Source organism: Nocardia sp. NPDC049220, from assembly GCF_040647855.1.
GTDB lineage: Bacteria > Actinomycetota > Actinomycetes > Mycobacteriales > Mycobacteriaceae > Nocardia.
This window is the reverse complement of record NZ_JBEZDA010000023.1, coordinates 1-18,466: the sequence shown is the minus strand read 5'-3', so window position 1 is coordinate 18,466 and position 18,466 is coordinate 1. Positions and strand designations below refer to the sequence as shown.

Below are 18,466 nucleotides of genomic sequence, written 5' to 3'. Positions count from 1 at the left end.
GATGCCGGATCGACGCAGCGCGGTGCTGTCTCATCCGGCCTCCTGTGTCTTGTGGGACACCCGCACCCGGTCGGCGCGACAAGGCGCTGCGCGATGATTCCTCATCGCGCCTCCTGAAACTTGCGGGACACCCGCACCCGGTCGGCGCGACAAGGCGCTGCGCGATGATTCCTCATCGCGCCTCCTGGATCCGCTCCGCTGCGCGCATCCGCACCGGCGCCGCCCGTGGGTTCTCCTCGATCTCCCGCTCGGTCGCCTTCTCCGAGCCACGGGTGAGCATTCGGAATTCCGGCCCCATCCCGGGCAGTTCGACCGGTAGATCCACCGGAGTCCTGGACATCGTGCGCGGAGCCAGCGCCTGCTTGACCACCTTGTCCTCCAACGATTGGTAGGACATGACGACCACGCGTCCGCCGACGCGCAGCGCGGCCAGCGCGGCAGGCAACGCGTCGCGTAGCGAATCGAGCTCCCGATTGACTTCAACTCGCAGCGCCTGGAAAGTCCGCTTGGCCGGATGCCCGCCGGTGCGGCGGGTCGCCGCGGGAATCGTGGCGTACAGCAGATCCACCAGCTCACCGCTGGTGGTGAACGGCTTCAGCTTGCGACGGCGAACCACCTCGGCCGCGATGCGGCCCGCGAAGCGTTCCTCGCCATAGGTTTTCAGTACCCGGGCCAGATCACCGTGACTGTAGGTGTTGAGCACGTCGGCGGCGGTGGGACCGGTGGTCGGGTCCATCCGCATGTCCAGCGGCGCGTCGACCGAATAGGCGAAGCCACGGTCGGCCTCGTCGAGCTGCATCGATGAGACGCCGAGATCCATCAGGATCGCCGAGACCGAGCCGGTCGCGGACAGTCCCGCCTGGGTCAACGCCTCCGCGATGCCGTCATAGCGAGTGTGCACCAACGTGATCCGATCCGCGAACGGCGCGAGCCGCTCACCAGCCAGCTTCAGTGCGGTGGTGTCGCGATCCAAGCCGACCAGACGCAGGTTCGGATAGGTGCGCAGAAAATGTTCGGCGTGACCGCCGAGGCCAAGGGTCGCATCGACATACACCGCGCCCGGTTCGCCGAGGGCCGGACCAAGCAGCGCATCGGCTCGCTCGAGCAGAACTGGAACATGACGAGGGCCGCGCTGTTCACGGTTCACCTCGACCTCCCGGAATCCTGCCTCACGTCGTCGCGCGCCACACACGGGCCGCGTTGATACACAATGCTTTTGATACGGATACGAATGCCCCGTGGTCTCTGACCGAACCTCGGCACCTGGCGTCGGGGAAGTACGTCAGGGTCCGTGTCCGGGCAGAGACCGCGCGGCACTCGCTCGGTCGGGGCTAGAAGATTCCGCCCAGCGACTCGTCTCTGGCTTGCGAGAAGTCCTCCTCATGTTCGGCGAGGTAGGACTCCCACGCCTGCTTGTCCCATATCTCCAGGAAGTCGACCGATCCGATCACCACGCAATCCCTGTGCAGGTTGGCGTAGCGGCGATGGTCTGCCGACAATACGATCCGGCCCTGGGCGTCCGGACGCTGTTCGTCCGTTCCGGCCGCGAGCGCCCGGACGAACGCGCGAGCCTGCGGATTACTTCGAGACGCGGCCGCGGCCCGCCGAGCGAGCGCGGTGAACTCCTCTTTCGGGTACACGGCAAGGCTGTGATCCTGCCCCTTCGTGACCATCAACCCTCCCGCCAGATCGTCTCGAAACTTCGCAGGCAACGTGAGTCGCCCCTTGTCATCCAAGCGAGGTGTGTAGGTACCGAGAAACATCTCGACACCTCCCTAGTCGATCACCTCGATGGTCGGCTCTTTCAGTAAGTGCGCGCTCCACATTACCCCACTTTCCCCCACTTTCAATCGAAACAAGCGGTGATCTGGCTCCCGGCTCAGACGATTCCGCAGGTCACCCCAGCTATCACCGGCATGCCGAACTTTTGCGAGTTCTACCGACACGCGCCAGGTCACGGAGCAAATGTCCGATAACACCCAGCAAACCCCCTGGACAGGCCCGTCGGGACCGACCGGAGGGGCATCGCGGGGGAAGCGTGTGGGGAGGTGTGGGGAAGCGAGAAAGTCCGGTGCCGAATCGGGTGGAGAGCATCCGTGCGTTCGACGCCCAAACGCACAAAAGGCGACGCCGCACCTCGGTGCGGCGTCGCGGTCTGTACTGACGATGTCCGGCGGCGGGCGGCTACTCCTGCTCGAACCGCCGCCGGAACCGGTCTTCCATCCGATCGGAGAAACCACCGGACTTGCGCTGACGCCCGCGTCCGCTCCTCGATCCGCCCGAACCACCAGGCGAAGCGTCACCCGCTCGGCCGTTCTTGGCAACGCTCTTGGTACTGCCGAGCAGCAAGAGCACGCCCGCACCGAACATGACGATGAATCCGATCAGGCTGATGATCGGGAAGCCGCCGGGCTTCACCGGTGCGGCAATGCCGGCGACGAGGAGAAACAGGCCGAGGACGAACAACGCGGCGGCCTGGAGTCTGCGGCGACTCGAGGTCGAACGTAGCCGTCCGCCGCGAACGGACGAGGCGAACTTGGGATCCTCAGCATAGAGAGCGCTCTCTATTTGTTCGAGCATGCGCTGCTCGTGCTCGGAGAGTGGCACGGTACCTCCCCCGGCACTAGGACGTGGCTGCCGCCTCCGGGTAGGCGACAGATAGCCGACCTTGGCGGCTATCTGTCACCAATGATACGAGTTCGATCACAGCCGTACCACCTTCTCGTCGATAACTAAGCGGTCATGCCGCCGCTCCATCCCGGCGCGGGTCGCAATCGGGCCGACACCGACAGGAGGTCTTCCACGTCATGTAGGAATGCGCCCACCCGCGAAGAGAACTCGTCGGCCTCGTGATCATCGACGTCCCGGTCCAATCCGGCCTCCAGTGCGGCCCGGATCTCCGAGCGCGCGCTGAAGTAGTCCGACCACATCACGAACTCGGGCGCGGCGCGCTGCAAGAGCACCCACGCATTGCGCGAGCGCGCCCTGGCCGCGGCATCGGCACCGGTGAGCGCGATCACCGCACCCGCGCCGCGCAGCGCGGCCAAGTAGGCGGTGCGGAACCGCTCGCGCGGATCCCGCTCCCCCTGCGCCTGCATGAGCAAACCATCGGCCCGCAGTAGCAGTTTGCCGGCCCGGCCCGGCTGCCCCGGATGTTCGACTCGACCAGACATGAGCCTGCCCTTCCTATTCGCAGCGATCGCGCCGATCTCAGCAATCTCAGCAATCGCACACCCTGGCCCGTAGCCTGCGTGGGAGGCGGCATAGCACTCCGCTTTCCACCACCGCACGGACCGAACAGGTATTCGAACGTTTGAATTGAGCTTGAATATAGAGACGCCCACCGACAAACTTCCGCGTCCGCGCGACCGACGAGAGCCATGACCGCCGTCAAGCCCAACCACACCCCCGCACCCGCCATCGTCGACCTCTCGGTCGCGGATCTGCGCGCCCGGCTGCATGACGCGTTGGCGGTATACGTCGCGGCCATGGCCTATCCGCGCGGCACCGAGCACCATCGCGCGCCGATGTGGACCGAACACACCACCAGGACGGGCTGGCAGGCGGTGGCGGCCGTGGTACCCGAAGATTCCGGTCGAATCGACCTGCGGTGCGCGCCTATCGTCGCGATCGCCTACGGCTACCGCGGTGCCGCGCACCAGTGGTGGCACCAACAGGTGCACAGCGGGATGCGCCGCTGCGGCTGGCCGGAAAACTCCACACGAGAACTGCTCGCAGACTACTTCGAACTCACCGAACTGCATGTGCATCCCACCGCGCAAGGCCGCGGCATCGGCGCCACACTGTTGGAACGGCTGCTTCGCGACCGGCCCGAGCGGGCCGTTCTGCTGTCGACGCCCGAGGTCGACGGCGAGGACAACCGCGCGTGGCGGCTCTACCGCAGGCAGGGATTCGACGACGTGGTACGCAATTTCGTGTTCGCAGGCGACAATCGGCCGTTCGCAATCCTCGGCAGGCGGCTACCGCTGTGAGGGACGGGTGACGGCTGTCGTCGTCGGCTCCGGCCACAACGCAGTGGCCGCCCGGTGTTATCCGGCCCGCGCCGGGCATTCGGTCTAGGTGCTCGAACGCGACGAGGCACTCGGCGGGACGGTGTCGATGGTGCAGCGGTTTCCCGGCCATCGGGTCGATCGCGGGTCGTCGGCGCACACTGCGTCCGCCCATCCGGGTGGTGTCTCCAGGGTGACCGGACGCGCGGCGACTACCCCGGTACTACGCGACCCTCGGCACGGCCGATATCTTCGGCGGCGACGACGGTGAAGGGCTCGGTCGACCCACCGTCGGCGTCGCGCGGGTGCGCCGAAACATCCGAGCCGTTGCCCGGACACCCCGCCGCGATCGGCGCCGCGCGCCCGATGGCGGAACATCGCCGCGCACTGTTCGAATTGTCGGTGGCCTGCGCGATGCTGACAGTCGCCGCGCAGATCGGCTATCCGCTGACGTCCGGCGACGGTCGCGACCGGATCACGATCGCGGTCGTGTTGCTGTCCGCCGGGACGGCGCTCACCCACGCGACGGCGACCCGGGGACTGCGCTATGCCACCGGCGTGCTGCTCGTCGCCGGAATCGGACTGCTGACCGAGGTGGTCGGCACCGCGACGGGTGTGCCGTTCGGTTGCTACGGATACGCGGTGGACCGGCTCGGACCCGCGCTGCTCGGGGTGCCGCTGGTTGTCGCGACAGCCTGGATCGGCGGGCTATATCCGGTGTGGGTGGTGGCCGGGGCGGTGTCTCGGCGGACAACGGCGCGGATCACGCTGACCGCGCTCGGCGCCGTGGGCTGGGACCTGTTCCTCGACCCGCAGATGGTCGCCGACGGGCAGTGGACCTGGTGTGACGCCGGCTCCGGCCTCCCCGGTCTCGAGCAGATCCCGTTCTCGAATTACCTGGGGTGGTTCGGCGTCGCACTCGTCATGGCCGGTCTACTCGCGGTCTGGGAGCGTGCGGCGCCCGCCGGCTGCCCGGTCCGCGGCCGGGGATTCGGTCTCGCGGTCCCGGGCGCGATGTTTCTGTGGACCTGGCTCGGGTCGGCGCTCGCCCACGCGGCCTTCCTCGGCTTGCCCTATTCCGCCTGCTATGGACTGGTAGGGATGGGTGTGCTCGGCATCCCGCTGCTGGTGGTCCTGCCCCGATCGCGGCGCTGACCTGACCCGATGTCCTCGGCGCGGCCACGCCGCGACACGGGTTGCGCCCGTCGCGTGGCATGCCGGGCGATTGGCCTGGCACGATGTCACCCGTGCAGACCACGATGCCCGATGCCCTGGTACTCCCGCCGCAACGGACACCACGCCGTGGCGTGCGTATGGTCGCGGCCTTCCTGCTCGCGGCGTTGCTGGCCCCGGTGCTCGCGGGCTGCCTGCGCGTCCAGGTCTCGATGGGTGTCTCGTCCAACGATCGGGTGTCCGGCCGGATCGTCGCCGCGGTGGTGCCCACGGACCCCAACGACAAGGGACCGCAGTTGAAGGCGCCCGAGTCGCTCGCGGCGACGGTGCGGGTGGAGGCGTACGCCCAGGACGGTTACGTGGGCAGCCAGGTGTTCTTCGACGATCTGTCGTTCGGCGAAGTGCAGCAACTCGGGCAGTTGTCCGAGCAGACCCAGGGCATGTTCCAACTGCAGTTCCTGCGTACCGGCGATCTGGTCAGCCTCACGGGCCGGGTCGATCTGAAATCGGTTCCGCCACACGGCTCCGACGTACAGTTCACCATCGCGTTCCCGGCCCGCGTCGCGAAGACCAACGGCAGCCGTGAGGGCGACAACATCGTCTCCTGGAAACTGCCACCCGGCGATGTCTCCACGCTGCGCGCCGAGGTCAGCTACGCCGACCCGAACACCCGCTCGTTCGCGGGCTGGGCGGGCATCGTCGGCGGCATCACCCTCGCCGTGGCCGCGATCATCGCCGCCATGGCGTTCATGGATCGCAACCCGCCCGCTCCCGGCGCGCCGGAGATCGGGTTCTCACCGAGCCGCTGGTGGCGCTCCGTGACGCAGAATCGCTGAAGCATTTCGACGACGCGCCGCGATAGCGTAGCGCCATGGTGTGCGCCGATCGGCCGAAGACGCCACGCGCGACCGCGATCCCCGTGACGTGTGCCGCGGCGCTCGCGGTGCTCGGCGCGGGCATCGCCCTGTACAACAGGGTCACCCTGCGACGGCTGACGAGGACACCCCCGCCGGCGATCGAGCCGGTCACGGTGTGCGTCCCCGCACGGGACGAGGCCGATCGCCTACCCGGTCTGATCGCCGATCTGCGTGCCCAGGTGCGCATTCCGCGCATGTCGGTCCGTATTCTCGACGATTCCTCGACCGACGACACCTCCGCGGCGGCGAGCACGGCGATCGACGGCGACCCGCGATTCACGTTACTGCGCATCGAGTCCGAACCTCCCCCCGGCTGGACCGGGAAGTCCGCCGCCTGCGCCCGGTTGGCCGAAGGGGTGCGTACGCCGGTGCTGGTCTTCCTGGACGCCGATGTGCGCCTGGCGCCCACCGCCATCGCGGCGGCGGTAGCCGAATTGCGCAGGCGACGCGTCGCTTTGGTATCACCGTGGCCGCTACAGTTGGCCGAGTCGGCCGCCGAGGCCATGGTGCAGCCGCTGCTGTGCTGGTCCTGGGCAGCGACGCTGCCGATCACGGCGGCCGACCGCAGTTCGCGGCCGTCCACCGCGGTGGTTTGCGGCCAGTTCCTGGTGTTCGACAACCACGACTACCGCGCCATCGGTGGTCACGCCGCGGTGGCCACGTCCGTCACCGAGGACCTCGATATCGCCCGAGCCCTGCGCCGAGCCGGATATTCCACCGCCGTCGTGGCCGCCGGGTCGTTGGCACGCACCAGGATGTATCACAGCGCGATCGACATCGAGGCGGGTTACACCCGCTGGCTCTGGTCGGCCCACGGCGGCACGATTGCGCGCGGCGCCGTGGTGGGATTGCTTGCCGCCCTCATCTATTGGGCGCCACCGATGGCCGCCGTGCTCGGGAAGGGGGGCGTCCGGTGGACGGGCTTGCTCGGCTCCCTGGCCGCCGTGACGAGCAGGCTGCTCGCCCGCTCCATGGAGATCGGCGGCGCACCGACGCGCACGGATGTCGCTGCCGCCCTGGCGCACCCGCTCTCGGTCGCGGTTTATCTGCTGCTGTGGGCGCGCTCACACCGTGCCCGGCACCGGGGCGCGCTGCGCTGGAAGGGGCGTCCGCTCGAACCGACGAGCGGCTAGCGCCACGACGCAGTCCACGTGCGGCACCCCGCAAACCGCCTGCTATCGCGAACGGCGACATTCCCCGGACAGTCGGTGCTGTCCACCCGAGTCGGCCTGCCCGAAGTAGGCCGTTACCGCGGCGACGGCGGATATCTGGCTACATACAGATCCGGTAGCTCGGCACGCGGCAAGATCTACGCTCACGGTGATTACTTCCCTTGTTCCAGGGCTCGCATGCTGGGCATGATGATTCGGCTCGACCTGAGATCGGCTGGCCGGGCGCCGGCATCAACCGTCCAGAGCGGTCGAGAGACCTGGCTCATCGACATCGCAGCAACCCCCCGGTCACCGGGCGCGGGTGCTTCCGCCGGGACCGATGGAGGAACGCAGTGATCAGCTCCGCCACCCGCGGCGTCCGAGGGAACCGTCGCCACATCGACCACTGCACCGTCGCCTCCGCGAGTTGTCGTCACTGATCCGCCCGCGGCCGCCGACACGACACCGCCCGCCGACACGAGCAGTTCGGCCACGAGGCGACCACCTGTCCGATGAACCTCGGCCTGCGCCACCATCGCAGCACCCTCGACGAAGGAACCGAAGCGTCATGACCACCAGCATCACCAGTATTTTCGAGACCGAATGGGCGCGCTGGCACCACGCGAGGGAAGACCAACTGCGTGACCCGCTCGGCCTCCTCAGCCTGACCGGACTGCACTGGCTTACCGACCACCCCGAGCGACTGCCGGATGTTCCCGGCACCTGGTGGGTCACCGACGACAAGGTGTTCATCACCGCGCAACCCGCCGACCGGCTGGAGTACGACGGCCTCGGCATCGCGGGCGTGCAGATCATCACGCCCGCCGAGGGCGCTCCGGGACTGAGTGTGTTGCAGGAACATCGGGTGCTCGAGGTGATCCGACGGACCAGCCGCTACGCCGTCCGAGTGCATGATCCGGCGGCACCCGGCCTGCTGAGTTTCGACGGAATCCCGACCTACCCGCCGGATCCGCGCTGGGTGGCGCCCGGTCGGTTCACGCCGTTCGACCGGCGACCGACTCTGACCACGGGCGCGGTGGTGGCAGGGCTCGAACACCACCACGTCATCTCGGGCACCATCGAATTCACTCTCGGCGGGATGACCGAGCGGGTCGTCACCTTCGGCGCCCCGGACCAACTACGGGTGCTGTTCACCGACGCCACCAGCGGTGTCACCACCTATCCCACGGCGCGCTCGCTGGCCGTCCGCGCACCCGAGCCAGATGGCGCAGTGCTGCTCGACTTCAACCGGGCGACAAATCTGCCGTGCGCCTTCACCGATTTCGCGACCTGCTCGGTCGCGCCCGCACAGAACCGGTTGCGGGTGGCCGTCGAGGCGGGCGAGCAGGATCCGCGGACGAACTACTGATCACCCGCGGTACCCATCAGCGGCGCTTGGTCGATCCCACGCCTCGGTCGTCCGCACCGGCGCCGCAACCGATCACGCGATGTGGTCGAATCACGCGACAGCGCGGGTATAGACCAGCGGTACCCGGGTACGCACGTCTGATCCGGAACGTGGACGTCAGGCGCTGATCGGTGCGGCGGTGACACCGTAGCCGAGGTTGGTGAGCACCTCGCTGGTCGCCTTGGCGAAGTTGAGCGTGATGAAGTGCAGGCAGGGCGCGCCCTCGTCGATCAGCCGTTGCCCCATCTCGGTGGCGATCTCGATGCCCGCCGCGCGCACCGCGGCGCCGTTCTCCTCGGGCCCGTCACCCGCGGCCTTGTGCAACCGCTGCATGATCGCGTCGGGCAGCGGTCTGCCGCAGAGTTCTTCGGCGCGCTGCACGGTGCGCAACGAGGTTATCGGCATCAGCTCCGGGATGATCGGCTTGGCGCCTTCGACCGGGTCGCAGGCCACGACCCGGTCGCGCAGCCGCAAGTAGTGCTCGACATCGAAAAACATCTGAGTGATCGAATACTCCGCGCCCGCGCGCAGTTTCGCGACGAGGAACTCGGTGTCGGTCGCCAGATCCGGTGAGTGGTGGTGCCCCTGGGGGAATGAGGCGACACCGACGTGGAAATCACCGAGGTCGCGCACGATGCGCACCAGTTCCTCGGCGTAGGAGACGCCCTCGGGATGTTGGTGCCACTCACCGAGCGGATCGCCCGGCGGATCACCGCGCAGCACCAGGATGTTGCGGATGCCGGAGTCGGCGTAGGCGCCGACCAGTGAACGCAACTCGGCGACGCTGTGCTCCACCGCGGTCAGGTGCGCGACCGGAAGCAGGGTGGTCTCTTCGGCGAGCTCTCCGGTGACGCGCACCGTGCGGTCTCGGGTGGAGCCGCCCGCGCCGTAAGTCATCGATACGAACGCGGGGTGCATGCGCTCGAACTGGCGCGCCGCACGCCATAGCCGCGCCTCGGTGGCGCCGTCCCGGGGCGGATTGAACTCTACGGAGAACGGCACCGCGCTCCCGGCGTGAGCCTGCAGACTCTGTACAACCGAGGGTGTTCCAGAGACGTTCGGATGCGTCCGGGAGGCCCGGCCCGGAGTCGAGCGTCCCCGCACGTTGTCGAAAGTCACCGGTTCAGTCTAGAGGTGACCGACGGCAGCGCCGTCAAGTCGCTCGGCCACCCCGCGTATTCTCTCGGATCAGACAGCTCATACGCCGCGCCCGGCGCCCACGTGCGAACACCTCCGCACGGTGCCGGATCACACGCAGTGGCCGGCACCGGTGCACCGCACCACGCGTGTCCACCGCCACACGACTTTGGAGGCTCCACTCTGTCCGCCGGAATCGGTACCCACACCCCACAGGCCGTCGTGCCGGTGCCGGGCACCCCCGCCTTCGTCTCCGCCGTGCAGGCGGCTCTGAAACGGTTCTTCCTGACCCGCCGGGAAATCGTCGGACAGCTGGGGCCGGTCGTCATCGAGGCGGCGGAGGCGCTCGAGCTGTTCGTCCTGCGCGGCGGAAAGCGCACCCGACCCGCGTTCGCGTGGACCGGCTGGCTCGGCGCCGGCGGCGATCCGCACGGCGCCGAGGCGGACGCGGTGCTCACCGCCTGCTCGGCGTTGGAGTTGGTGCAGGCCTGCGCGCTGGTCCATGACGACATCATCGACTCGTCCCGTACCCGCCGCCGCTTTCCCACCGTGCACGTCGACTTCGAACGGCGCCACCAGATACGCGAGTGGGCCGGCGACTCGGCACACTTCGGTACCAGCGTGGCCATCCTGATCGGCGACCTGGCATTGGCCTGGGCCGACGACATGGTGCACGCCTCCGGCCTCACCCCGGCAGCCATCGCCAGGTTCGCACCGGTCTGGGCCGGAATGCGCACCGAGGTGCTCGGCGGCCAACTGCTGGATATCCACGGCGAGGCGGGGGCCGACGAATCGATCGAAGCGGCGCTGCGGATCAACCGGTACAAGACCGCCGCCTACACCGTCGAACGCCCGCTACACCTCGGCGCCGCCATAGCGGACGCCGATCAGGACCTCATCGAATCCTTTCGCAGGTATGGCACCGATATCGGCATCGCTTTCCAGCTGCGCGACGACCTGCTCGGCGTCTTCGGCGACCCGGCGGTGACGGGCAAACCTTCGGGCGACGACCTGCGAGAAGGAAAGCGGACCGCGCTACTGGCCGAGGCGCTGCGTCGTGCCGATACGACCGATCCTGCCGCGGGCACGCTGCTGCGGACCAGCATCGGCACCGATCTGAGTGCCGACGAGGTACAACGGCTGCGCGAGGTGCTCACCGAACTCGGCGCGGTCGACGAGGTGGAGCGCATGATCGCCGAACTCACCGCACGGGGCCTGGCCGCCATCGAAGCCAGCACCGCGACAGCCGCCGCGAAGGAACGGTTGCGCGCGATGGCGCTGGCCGCGACCGAACGCTCCGCATGAGCCGAGCGGGTACCGCCATGTCGACCGGATAATTTTCCCGCCTATAGCGACAACATAGTTATCGCTGGTCGCGGCACCACGCCTGGGCTTGGCGCCCGCACCGCACTGCTCTGGAAAACTAGCGGCAAACCGGATTTCCGGCGATATCCGGCCCACTCCGAGCGAAACCCCGCGCACCAGCGGCATAGTGTTCGGAACGACGCCGTAAACTGAGCGCCGACCTATTCGCTCGCGGTTGCGACCGCCGATCATTCGGGGGGACCGACACCAGATGGCATCCCCCGAAACGCGCACCGCAGAGGCCGCCACCACCGACAGCACCGGCCAGGCACCCGACACCTCGGCACGCCGCGAATCGGCCACCCCCCGTGGTTCCCTGTGGTGGATGCGCGCCTGCGCCGACTTCGCCAGAAGTCCCGAGGGTCACGCCGCCCTACTCGGTTTCTTCGGCGCCATCATGATCACCTTCGGCGGGTTCGGCGCGGGTAGCGTCCGCAAGCGCGACCCGCTGCTGGAGGCTATGCACCTGTCCTGGCTGCGCTTCGGCCACGGATACGCCCTCTCGACCATCTGCATCTGGATCGGCGTGCTGTTGATGATCACCGCCTGGGTCCGGCTGGGGCGCGCCACGATCGGGACGGGTGACCGGACCAGCGCCGGGGTGACACCGAACGAGCTGCGTGCGATCGTCGGCGTCTGGATTTTCCCCCTGTTGTTCGCCGTGCCGATGTTCAGCCGTGATACCTATTCCTACCTGGCCCAGGGCGCGCTGCTGCGCGACGGTTTCGACCCGTACCAGGTCGGGCCGGTGGCGAATCCCGGTGTGCTGCTGGACAATGTGAGCCCGGTCTGGACCACCACCACCGCGCCGTACGGCCCGGTATTCCTGCTTCTCGGCCGTGCGATCACCGCCGTAACCGGCGACAACGTGGTGGCCGGCACCATCGCGATGCGGTTGGTCATGCTGCCCGGACTCGCCCTGATGATGTGGGCAGTGCCGTATCTGACGAAGCATCTCGGCGGCAAGCCGACCGTGGCGTTGTGGCTGGCCGTGTTGAACCCGCTGGTGTTGATCCACCTGATCGGCGGAGTGCACAACGAGATGCTGATGGTCGGCTTGATGTGTGCGGGCATCGCGCTGGTGCTGGAGCGTCATCACGTAGCCGGAATCGTGGTCGTCGCGATCGGCGTGGCCATCAAGGCGACCGCGGGCGTGGCACTGCCGTTCCTGGTCTGGATCTGGATGCTGCACGAACGCGAACGCCGCGCGGCGCGACGGGTCGGGCGCGACCCGTCGCACCTGCCCGCGAGTGAGCAGCCCGACGATGCCGCCGAGCCGACCGAGGACATGCCCCACCCGGCAACGATGTTTGCCAAGATCGCGGGCTTGGGGCTGAGCGTGTTCGCGGTGGTCTTCGTGGCCACCTCGGCGATCGCCGGCGTCGGCATCGGTTGGCTCACCGCACTGTCCGGGTCCAAGAAGATCATCAACTGGCTGTCGCTGCCGACCATCATGGCGCACGCGGTCACCTGGTTGACCCCGCTGCGGATGGAGTCGGTACTCGGGGTGACTCGCGCGATTTGCGCGCTGGCGCTGGTCGCGGTGCTCGCCTGGACTTGGTGGCGGTTCCGGCACAGCGAGCGGGAGGCAGTCCTCGGCATTCTGATCGCGTTCGTGGCCATCGTCATTCTCTCCCCCGCCGCGCTGCCCTGGTATTACTCGTGGCCGCTGGCGCTGGCCGCCGGATTCGCGCTGTCCACCACGACGCTGATGACGCTGGTCGGTGTGTGCACCTGGCTCATGCTGGTGTTCCAGCCGGACGGCTCGATCGGCCTGTACAACTTCTGGCACGTCGCCGCCGCGACCTTCGCCGCCGTGGTGGCGGCGATGTCGCTGTGCACGGTGGACCCGCTGCGGTTGCGCGCCGGTCCGCCGAGTGCCGCGCCGGCGCCGGCCGACCAACCATGACCTATAGCCGCCTAATGGCCGTGCGCACGGTCGCCACCCGCTACCCGACATCTGGTACCGCAGCGGGCGCTTCGACTACGCCGTCTTCGCGCAACGCGCCGCCGCCCTCACCACTTACGGGTAGCCACAACCGAATTCACCACTGACACCTGCGCGGCCCACTCCACCGCTGACCGCACCACACACCCAGCTCAGCCGAAACCGATACCCGCGCAAGACCATCATGCCCGGACCCCAGCCCGATACTCCGCCGAGCAGACACCAACCTCACCCACACAACCCTCACCCACGCGGTGCCATCGAGCGCCGTTCGCGGTCTGGCTACCGTCCGAGCAGCCGACGCGCACGCGACGAAGTCGCCAGCGCCGGCCGCTCGGACGGTAGCCACAAGAGGGCTGCGAACCCGCAGCTCCCGCGCGGCCGACAACTCAGAACGGATCGGCCGCCGCACGGCGCAGGACTTCGCGCGCCAATGGGCCGTGCAACGCATCGATCGGCTTGCCGGGCAGGCTGTCGTCCTCGGTGAAGATCCACTCCAGGATCTCTTCGTCGGTGTATTTGGCGTCGCGCATCACGGTGATCAGCCCGGGCAATGGCTTCACTACCGCGCCGGTGTCGTCGAAGAATCGCGCCGGGATGCCCGGCACGCCGTCTCTGCGAACGGCGATCAGCTGGTGGTCGCGCAGCATCTGATGAACCCGGGTTACCACCAGTCCGAGGTTGTCCGCCACCTCGGGCAGCGGCACCACCGCCACCGACTGCGGAAGAACGTCATCACTGCAGGGAAATGCACTCACCCGGACAACGGTAGACGGTCCTGCCTCGCACGTCGTGAGACACCCGGGCCGGTTCGGTCGATACCATCGTGAGGGCCGCACCGGGCGGCTGATCGCTTGTGGCATGGACCGCGAGGGGTGCGAGGTTTGGGAAAGCCGGAGGACGTCACTTGATCGGCCAGATGCTGGAAGGGCGCTATCGGATCGATGCGCCGATTGCCCGCGGCGGAATGTCGACGGTCTTCCGCGGGGTCGATACCCGCCTGGACCGACCGGTCGCCATCAAGGTGATGGACCCGAAGTTCGCAGGTGACCCGCAGTTCCTATCGAGATTCGAGTTCGAGGCACGGGCGGTCGCCAAACTCAAGCATCCGTCGCTGGTCGCGGTGTACGACCAGGGGATCGACGGCGACCACCCGTTCCTGATCATGGAACTGGTCGAGGGCGGCACGCTGCGCGAGCTGCTTCGTGAACGCGGCCCGATGCCACCGCACGCGGTGCGCGCCGTCGCCGAGCCGGTGCTCGCGGCGATCGGCGTCGCGCACGCGGCGGGGCTGGTGCACCGCGACATCAAGCCGGAGAATGTGCTGATCTCCGATGCGGGCGAGGTGAAGATCGCCGATTTCGGCCTGGTGCGAGCGGTGGCCGCGGCGAACACCACCTCGGCGAGTGTCATTCTGGGCACGGCCGCCTACTTGTCTCCGGAGCAGGTCACCAGCGGCACCGCGGACGCGCGCAGCGATGTCTACTCGTTCGGCGTGTTGATCTTCGAATTGCTCACCGGCCAAGTCCCGTTCACCGGTGACACCTCGCTGTCGGTGGCCTACCAACGTATCGAGAACGACGTGCCCAGCCCGAGTCGATTCATCGCCGGGGTGCCCGCGGAATTCGATGAGTTGGTCGCCAAGGCCACCGCCCGCGAACCGGGACATCGGTTCGCCGACGCGAACGAGATGGTGGACGCGCTGCGACAGATCGGCGCGTCGCTGCAACTACCCGCCTACCGGGTGCCCGCGCCGCAGGAGTCGGCCGAGCACCTCAGCGCCAGCTACCGGACCGTCGATCCCGATGATCTGCGGACCGCTGTCGAGGCGCCGGTACGCGAACCGCGCACGGCGCAACCCATGCAGCACACCAGAGTGGTCACCGCGCAGCGGCCACGACTCGACTACGGTGCGCCGGACGGCTACGACCAGCCGCAGCAGATGCGGGGAGCGCATCCAGCGCCACCGTATCGGCCTTACGGCAACGACCGCGACAGGTCCCGGCGCACCGTATGGCTGTGGGTGGCGATCATCGCGATCCTCACGCTGCTGGTCGGCATCGGCGGGTGGTGGCTCGGTTTCGGCCGCTATTCGGCGGTTCCGCCGATCGCTGGGCTCGACACCGACAAGGCGATCGCTACCCTCCGAGAGGCTGGCTTCGAGACCGAGACCCGGCCGAAGGCGTCCGATACGATCCCCGTCGGTGGCGTGGTCGGCAGCGACCCGTCGGCCGGGGCCAAGGTCACCAAGGGATCGACGGTCGCGGTGTTGGTCTCCAATGGAAAGCCCCGGGTGCCGGATGCCAAACCTGGTGACTCGGTGTCGAATGTCGAACAGCTGATCCGGAATGCCGGGCTGCAACCGGTGGACGCCGGAGAGGAGTCCAACGCCGCACCCAAGGGAACCGTTGCCAGACTCGATCCGAAACCGGGGACCGTGCTGCCGATGGGTGCGCAGGTGAAGGTCTTCCGCAGTAAGGGATCCCAGCCGGTACGGGTGCCCGACGTGCACGGCCGCTCCACCGCGGAGGCGGTGCAGATCCTCACGGCCGCCGGAATCACCGTGCGCGAGAATAGAAGCCAGTTCGATCGCAGCGTCGAGGCGGATCACGTCATCGGCACCGATCCCACCGCCGGAAAGACTGTGCAGTCCGGCGACGGGGTCGTCCTGCTCGTGTCCAACGCGCTGAAGATGCCGAGCCTGCTGGGTGCGAGTGTCGGTGATGCCCGCTCCCGTTTGGAAGGCTTGGGATTGCACGTGCAGATCAGCCAGCTCACGCGCTCGGACGCGTCGGTGGTGATCTCGCAGACCCCCGCCATCGGTGCCAACGTCGAGCCAGGCAGCAGCGTCTCGCTCGTCGCACTTCCCTGACACTGCGGCACGCCGCCGAGGTCGCTCGCACCCGGCGAGGTGTCGCAACACGGGAGGTCATGCTGAAGCGCTACGCGACGACCAGCGCGACATTCGGCGCACCGGAACGTAACCCGGTGCGCCGATCACCGTTCAGCGCAACATCTCCGCGACAAGGAAAGACAGCTCCAGGGACTGCTGGGTGTTCAGGCGCGGATCACAGGCGGTTTCGTAGCGACCGGAAAGGTCGAGGTCGGAAATGTCCTGTGCGCCGCCCAGACATTCGGTGACGTCCTCACCGGTGAGCTCGATGTGCAGGCCGCCGGGATGCGTGCCCAGCGCGTGGTGCACCTCGAAGAATCCCTGCACCTCATCGACGATGCGGTCGAAGTGACGGGTCTTGAAGCCGGTGGAAGCTTCGTGGGTGTTGCCATGCATCGGGTCGCACTGCCAGATCACCTGGTGACCGGTGGCCTGCACCTTTTCGATGATCGGTGGTAGCACGTCGCGAACCTTGCCATTACCCATCCGCGACACAAGGGTCAACCTACCCGGTTCGTTGTTCGGGTCCAGCCGCTCGACGTACTCCACGGCCTGCTCCGGCGTGGTGGACGGGCCGATCTTCAAGCCGATCGGGTTGGCGATCAGCTCCGCGAACGCCACATGCGCGCCATCGAGCTGACGGGTGCGTTCACCGATCCACAGGAAGTGCGCGGACAGGTCGTAGAGCACCGGCTCGCCGTTCGCGTTCTCGCTCAGGCGCAGCATGGCGCGCTCGTAATCGAGCACGAGCGCCTCATGGCTGGCATAGATGCGGGCGGCCTGCAGGCTCGGGTCGTTCACCCGACAGGCGGTCATGAACGCCAGGCCGCGGTCGATCTCCTCGGCCAACGCCTCGTAGCGCGCGCCCGCGGGCGACTTGGCGACGAAGTCACGGTTCCAGTCGTGCACCTTGTGCAGGTCGGCCATGCCCGCGCCGGTGAGCGCGCGGACCAGGTTCATCGCGGCGCTCGCGTTGGCATAGGCACGGACCAGGCGGGACGGGTCGTGCTGGCGCAGCCCCGCGTCGGCGACCAGCGAATTCACCATGTCGCCGCGGTAGGACTTGAGCCCGAGGGAGTCGGTGTCCGCCGAGCGTGGCTTGGCGTACTGCCCCGCGATCCGGGCCACCTTCACCACCGGCAGGCTCGCGCCGTAGGTGAGTACGACCGCCATCTGCAGCAGCGTACGGATGTTGCCACGGATGTGCGGCTCGGTGTTGTCCGCGAAGGTCTCCGCGCAGTCGCCACCCTGCATCAGGAACGCCTCGCCACGTGCGACCTCGGCCAGCTGGTTGCGCAGCTCCTCGACCTCGGCGGGCACGCAGATCGGCGGCACGCTCTCCAGCACGGTGCGCATTTCGGCTGCCTGCGCCGGATCCCAGGACGGCTGCTGCAGCGCGGTACGCGCCAGCGCGTCGTCCAACCGCTTGCGCAGACCGGCGGGCAGCGGCGGCAATTCCGGCAGGCGATCGATGGGTACGTCGACGGTCCAGTTCACCAGTCCAGAATACGGACCGTCCGGCCTCCGGGGATACCCGGTGCCCAGGGAATACCACTCCACCAAGGTGGCGGAAATCTCCACCGTATGGCCCCTTGCACCTGCCGCCCCGACCGTCCACATAGGGTTGCCCGAAACCCATTACCTGCCGCAACGGCACCCGAACGCCGAGGAGAGACCGATCTCGCTGCGATATTTCTACGACTCGGAATTCATCGAGGACGGTAAGACCATCGATTTGATCTCGATCGGATTCGTCTGCGAGGACGGCCGTGAGTACTACGCGGTGTCCACCGAATTCGATCCTGACCGTGCAGGCCCGTGGGTGCGCAAATACGTTCTTCCGCAGCTGCCGTCGCCGTCCTCCCCGCTATGGCGCAGCCGCGCACAGATCCGCGACGACCTCTACCGGTTCTTGGTCCCCAGAGCGAGCGTGCAGCCGGAACTGTGGGCCTGGGTCGCGGCCTACGACCATGTGGCGCTGTGCCAGCTGTGGGGTTCCATGGTGGATCTGCCCAATGCCCTGCCGCGCTACACCAACGAGCTGCGCCAGCACTGGGAGGCACACGGCCGGCCCGAACTTCCGCCGGTTCCCGCGGACGCGCATGACGCGCTGGCCGACGCCCGGCACAATCTGGCCAAGTTCGAGGCCATCGAGGCGGCTCGCTCGACGCCCCGCTGGTGACACCCGCCTCGTGATACGCGACGGCCCCGAGTCGGATTCGACTCGGGGCCGTCGCGTAACGCCAGCTCAGTGGCTGTTCTTGCCGTTCGCCTTCTCCTGTGCCCGCTGCAGCACCTTCAACTGCTTGTGCTCTTCGTGGTGCTCGAGTTCGAAGTGCTTCTCGCTTTCCTGCCAGGGGTCCGCGCGCAGGAAGCTGCCGGTGCCCGGTTTGCCCGCCGAACCCAGCTTGCTCATCTTCTTCGGCACCGGAGCGCCCTGATACTGCAGCGGGATCGGGTGACC

16 protein-coding genes and 2 pseudogenes are annotated in these 18,466 nt (G+C 67.8%); 10 read left to right on the top strand and 8 right to left on the bottom strand.

Translation table 11 applies throughout. The annotated features are described in order from the left end of the window. Positions 1-172 precede the first annotated feature (172 nt). The 4 genes from rsmH to AB0C34_RS28730 all read right to left on the bottom strand — a co-directional run bounded on the left by rsmH (position 173) and on the right by AB0C34_RS28730 (position 3,173). Positions 173-1,147 (bottom strand): 16S rRNA (cytosine(1402)-N(4))-methyltransferase RsmH, encoded by a 975-nt coding sequence (gene rsmH / locus AB0C34_RS28745; RefSeq protein WP_357079613.1) that lies wholly within the window; start codon positions 1,145-1,147, stop codon positions 173-175. A gap of 184 nt (positions 1,148-1,331) precedes the next feature. After that, a complete protein-coding gene (mraZ, locus tag AB0C34_RS28740) occupies positions 1,332-1,763 on the bottom strand; it encodes a division/cell wall cluster transcriptional repressor MraZ (RefSeq protein ID WP_357079610.1) in 432 nt (143 codons plus the stop codon). A gap of 421 nt (positions 1,764-2,184) precedes the next feature. Continuing rightward, complete coding sequence (locus AB0C34_RS28735) at positions 2,185-2,607, bottom strand: DUF3040 domain-containing protein (protein WP_357079607.1); 423 nt, start codon at positions 2,605-2,607, stop codon at positions 2,185-2,187. Between the two features lie 125 nt (positions 2,608-2,732). Continuing rightward, positions 2,733-3,173 (bottom strand): SAV_6107 family HEPN domain-containing protein, encoded by a 441-nt coding sequence (locus tag AB0C34_RS28730; RefSeq protein ID WP_357079604.1) that lies wholly within the window; start codon positions 3,171-3,173, stop codon positions 2,733-2,735. Between the two features lie 207 nt (positions 3,174-3,380). On the opposite strand from AB0C34_RS28730, the gene AB0C34_RS28725 reads away from it, so the two are divergent. From AB0C34_RS28725 to AB0C34_RS28700, 6 genes and pseudogenes are all read left to right on the top strand, one after another. Continuing rightward, on the top strand, positions 3,381-3,992 hold the full coding sequence (locus AB0C34_RS28725) for a GNAT family N-acetyltransferase (RefSeq protein WP_357079601.1): 612 nt from the start codon (positions 3,381-3,383) through the stop codon (positions 3,990-3,992). A gap of 7 nt (positions 3,993-3,999) precedes the next feature. Continuing rightward, positions 4,000-4,170: pseudogene (locus AB0C34_RS28720) on the top strand (NAD(P)-binding protein); the annotation flags it as partial. Positions 4,171-4,376: 206 nt separating this feature from the next. After that, positions 4,377-5,165: a carotenoid biosynthesis protein gene (locus AB0C34_RS28715; RefSeq protein WP_357079710.1), complete on the top strand. Its 789-nt coding sequence runs from the start codon at positions 4,377-4,379 to the stop codon at positions 5,163-5,165. A gap of 158 nt (positions 5,166-5,323) precedes the next feature. Next, a complete protein-coding gene (locus tag AB0C34_RS28710) occupies positions 5,324-6,019 on the top strand; it encodes a DUF3153 domain-containing protein (RefSeq protein WP_357079707.1) in 696 nt (231 codons plus the stop codon). A gap of 35 nt (positions 6,020-6,054) precedes the next feature. Continuing rightward, positions 6,055-7,233: a glycosyltransferase family A protein gene (locus AB0C34_RS28705; protein WP_357079598.1), complete on the top strand. Its 1,179-nt coding sequence runs from the start codon at positions 6,055-6,057 to the stop codon at positions 7,231-7,233. A gap of 586 nt (positions 7,234-7,819) precedes the next feature. Beyond that, positions 7,820-8,620 (top strand): DUF1684 domain-containing protein, encoded by an 801-nt coding sequence (locus AB0C34_RS28700; protein WP_357079595.1) that lies wholly within the window; start codon positions 7,820-7,822, stop codon positions 8,618-8,620. A gap of 156 nt (positions 8,621-8,776) precedes the next feature. On the opposite strand, the gene AB0C34_RS28695 is transcribed toward AB0C34_RS28700, so the two are convergent. Beyond that, positions 8,777-9,778 carry a methylenetetrahydrofolate reductase gene (locus tag AB0C34_RS28695; protein WP_357079592.1) on the bottom strand — a complete coding sequence of 334 codons (1,002 nt, stop codon included), beginning with the start codon at positions 9,776-9,778 and terminating at the stop codon, positions 8,777-8,779. Positions 9,779-10,024: 246 nt separating this feature from the next. Between AB0C34_RS28695 and AB0C34_RS28690 the strand changes: the two genes are divergently transcribed. Further along, on the top strand, positions 10,025-11,101 hold the full coding sequence (locus tag AB0C34_RS28690) for a polyprenyl synthetase family protein (protein ID WP_357079589.1): 1,077 nt from the start codon (positions 10,025-10,027) through the stop codon (positions 11,099-11,101). Between the two features lie 385 nt (positions 11,102-11,486). Continuing rightward, entirely contained in the window at positions 11,487-13,070 is a 1,584-nt protein-coding gene (locus AB0C34_RS28685) for an alpha-(1->6)-mannopyranosyltransferase A (protein ID WP_357079704.1), read from the top strand. A gap of 428 nt (positions 13,071-13,498) precedes the next feature. Here the strand turns inward: AB0C34_RS28685 and AB0C34_RS28680 are convergent, their stop codons facing one another. Continuing rightward, positions 13,499-13,867 (bottom strand): Rv2175c family DNA-binding protein, encoded by a 369-nt coding sequence (locus tag AB0C34_RS28680; protein WP_357079586.1) that lies wholly within the window; start codon positions 13,865-13,867, stop codon positions 13,499-13,501. Positions 13,868-14,016: 149 nt separating this feature from the next. Between AB0C34_RS28680 and pknB the strand changes: the two genes are divergently transcribed. After that, positions 14,017-15,981, top strand: a complete 1,965-nt coding sequence (pknB, locus tag AB0C34_RS28675; RefSeq protein ID WP_357079583.1) for a Stk1 family PASTA domain-containing Ser/Thr kinase — start codon at positions 14,017-14,019, stop codon at positions 15,979-15,981. Positions 15,982-16,113: 132 nt separating this feature from the next. Here pknB and AB0C34_RS28670 read toward each other — a convergent pair whose 3' ends face one another. Next, a complete protein-coding gene (locus AB0C34_RS28670; protein WP_357079580.1) occupies positions 16,114-17,499 on the bottom strand; it encodes a class II 3-deoxy-7-phosphoheptulonate synthase in 1,386 nt (461 codons plus the stop codon). A gap of 187 nt (positions 17,500-17,686) precedes the next feature. On the opposite strand from AB0C34_RS28670, the gene AB0C34_RS28665 reads away from it, so the two are divergent. Further along, on the top strand, positions 17,687-18,184 hold the full coding sequence (locus AB0C34_RS28665) for a polyadenylate-specific 3'-exoribonuclease AS (protein ID WP_357079701.1): 498 nt from the start codon (positions 17,687-17,689) through the stop codon (positions 18,182-18,184). Positions 18,185-18,250: 66 nt separating this feature from the next. On the opposite strand, the pseudogene AB0C34_RS28660 reads toward AB0C34_RS28665, so the two are convergent. After that, a pseudogene (locus AB0C34_RS28660) lies at positions 18,251-18,466 on the bottom strand (cytochrome b); the annotation flags it as partial.

Bases quoted from the DNA above. Each gene is read 5' to 3' on its own strand.
- mraZ (WP_357079610.1), bottom strand. From the start codon at position 1,763: ATGTTTCTCGGTACCTACACACCTCGCTTGGATGACAAGGGGCGACTC.
- AB0C34_RS28730 (WP_357079604.1), bottom strand. From the start codon at position 3,173: ATGTCTGGTCGAGTCGAACATCCGGGGCAGCCGGGCCGGGCCGGCAAA.
- AB0C34_RS28725 (WP_357079601.1), top strand. From the start codon at position 3,381: ATGACCGCCGTCAAGCCCAACCACACCCCCGCACCCGCCATCGTCGAC.
- AB0C34_RS28715 (WP_357079710.1), top strand. From the start codon at position 4,377: ATGGCGGAACATCGCCGCGCACTGTTCGAATTGTCGGTGGCCTGCGCG.
- AB0C34_RS28710 (WP_357079707.1), top strand. From the start codon at position 5,324: ATGGTCGCGGCCTTCCTGCTCGCGGCGTTGCTGGCCCCGGTGCTCGCG.
- AB0C34_RS28705 (WP_357079598.1), top strand. From the start codon at position 6,055: ATGGTGTGCGCCGATCGGCCGAAGACGCCACGCGCGACCGCGATCCCC.
- AB0C34_RS28700 (WP_357079595.1), top strand. From the start codon at position 7,820: ATGACCACCAGCATCACCAGTATTTTCGAGACCGAATGGGCGCGCTGG.
- AB0C34_RS28685 (WP_357079704.1), top strand. From the start codon at position 11,487: ATGCGCGCCTGCGCCGACTTCGCCAGAAGTCCCGAGGGTCACGCCGCC.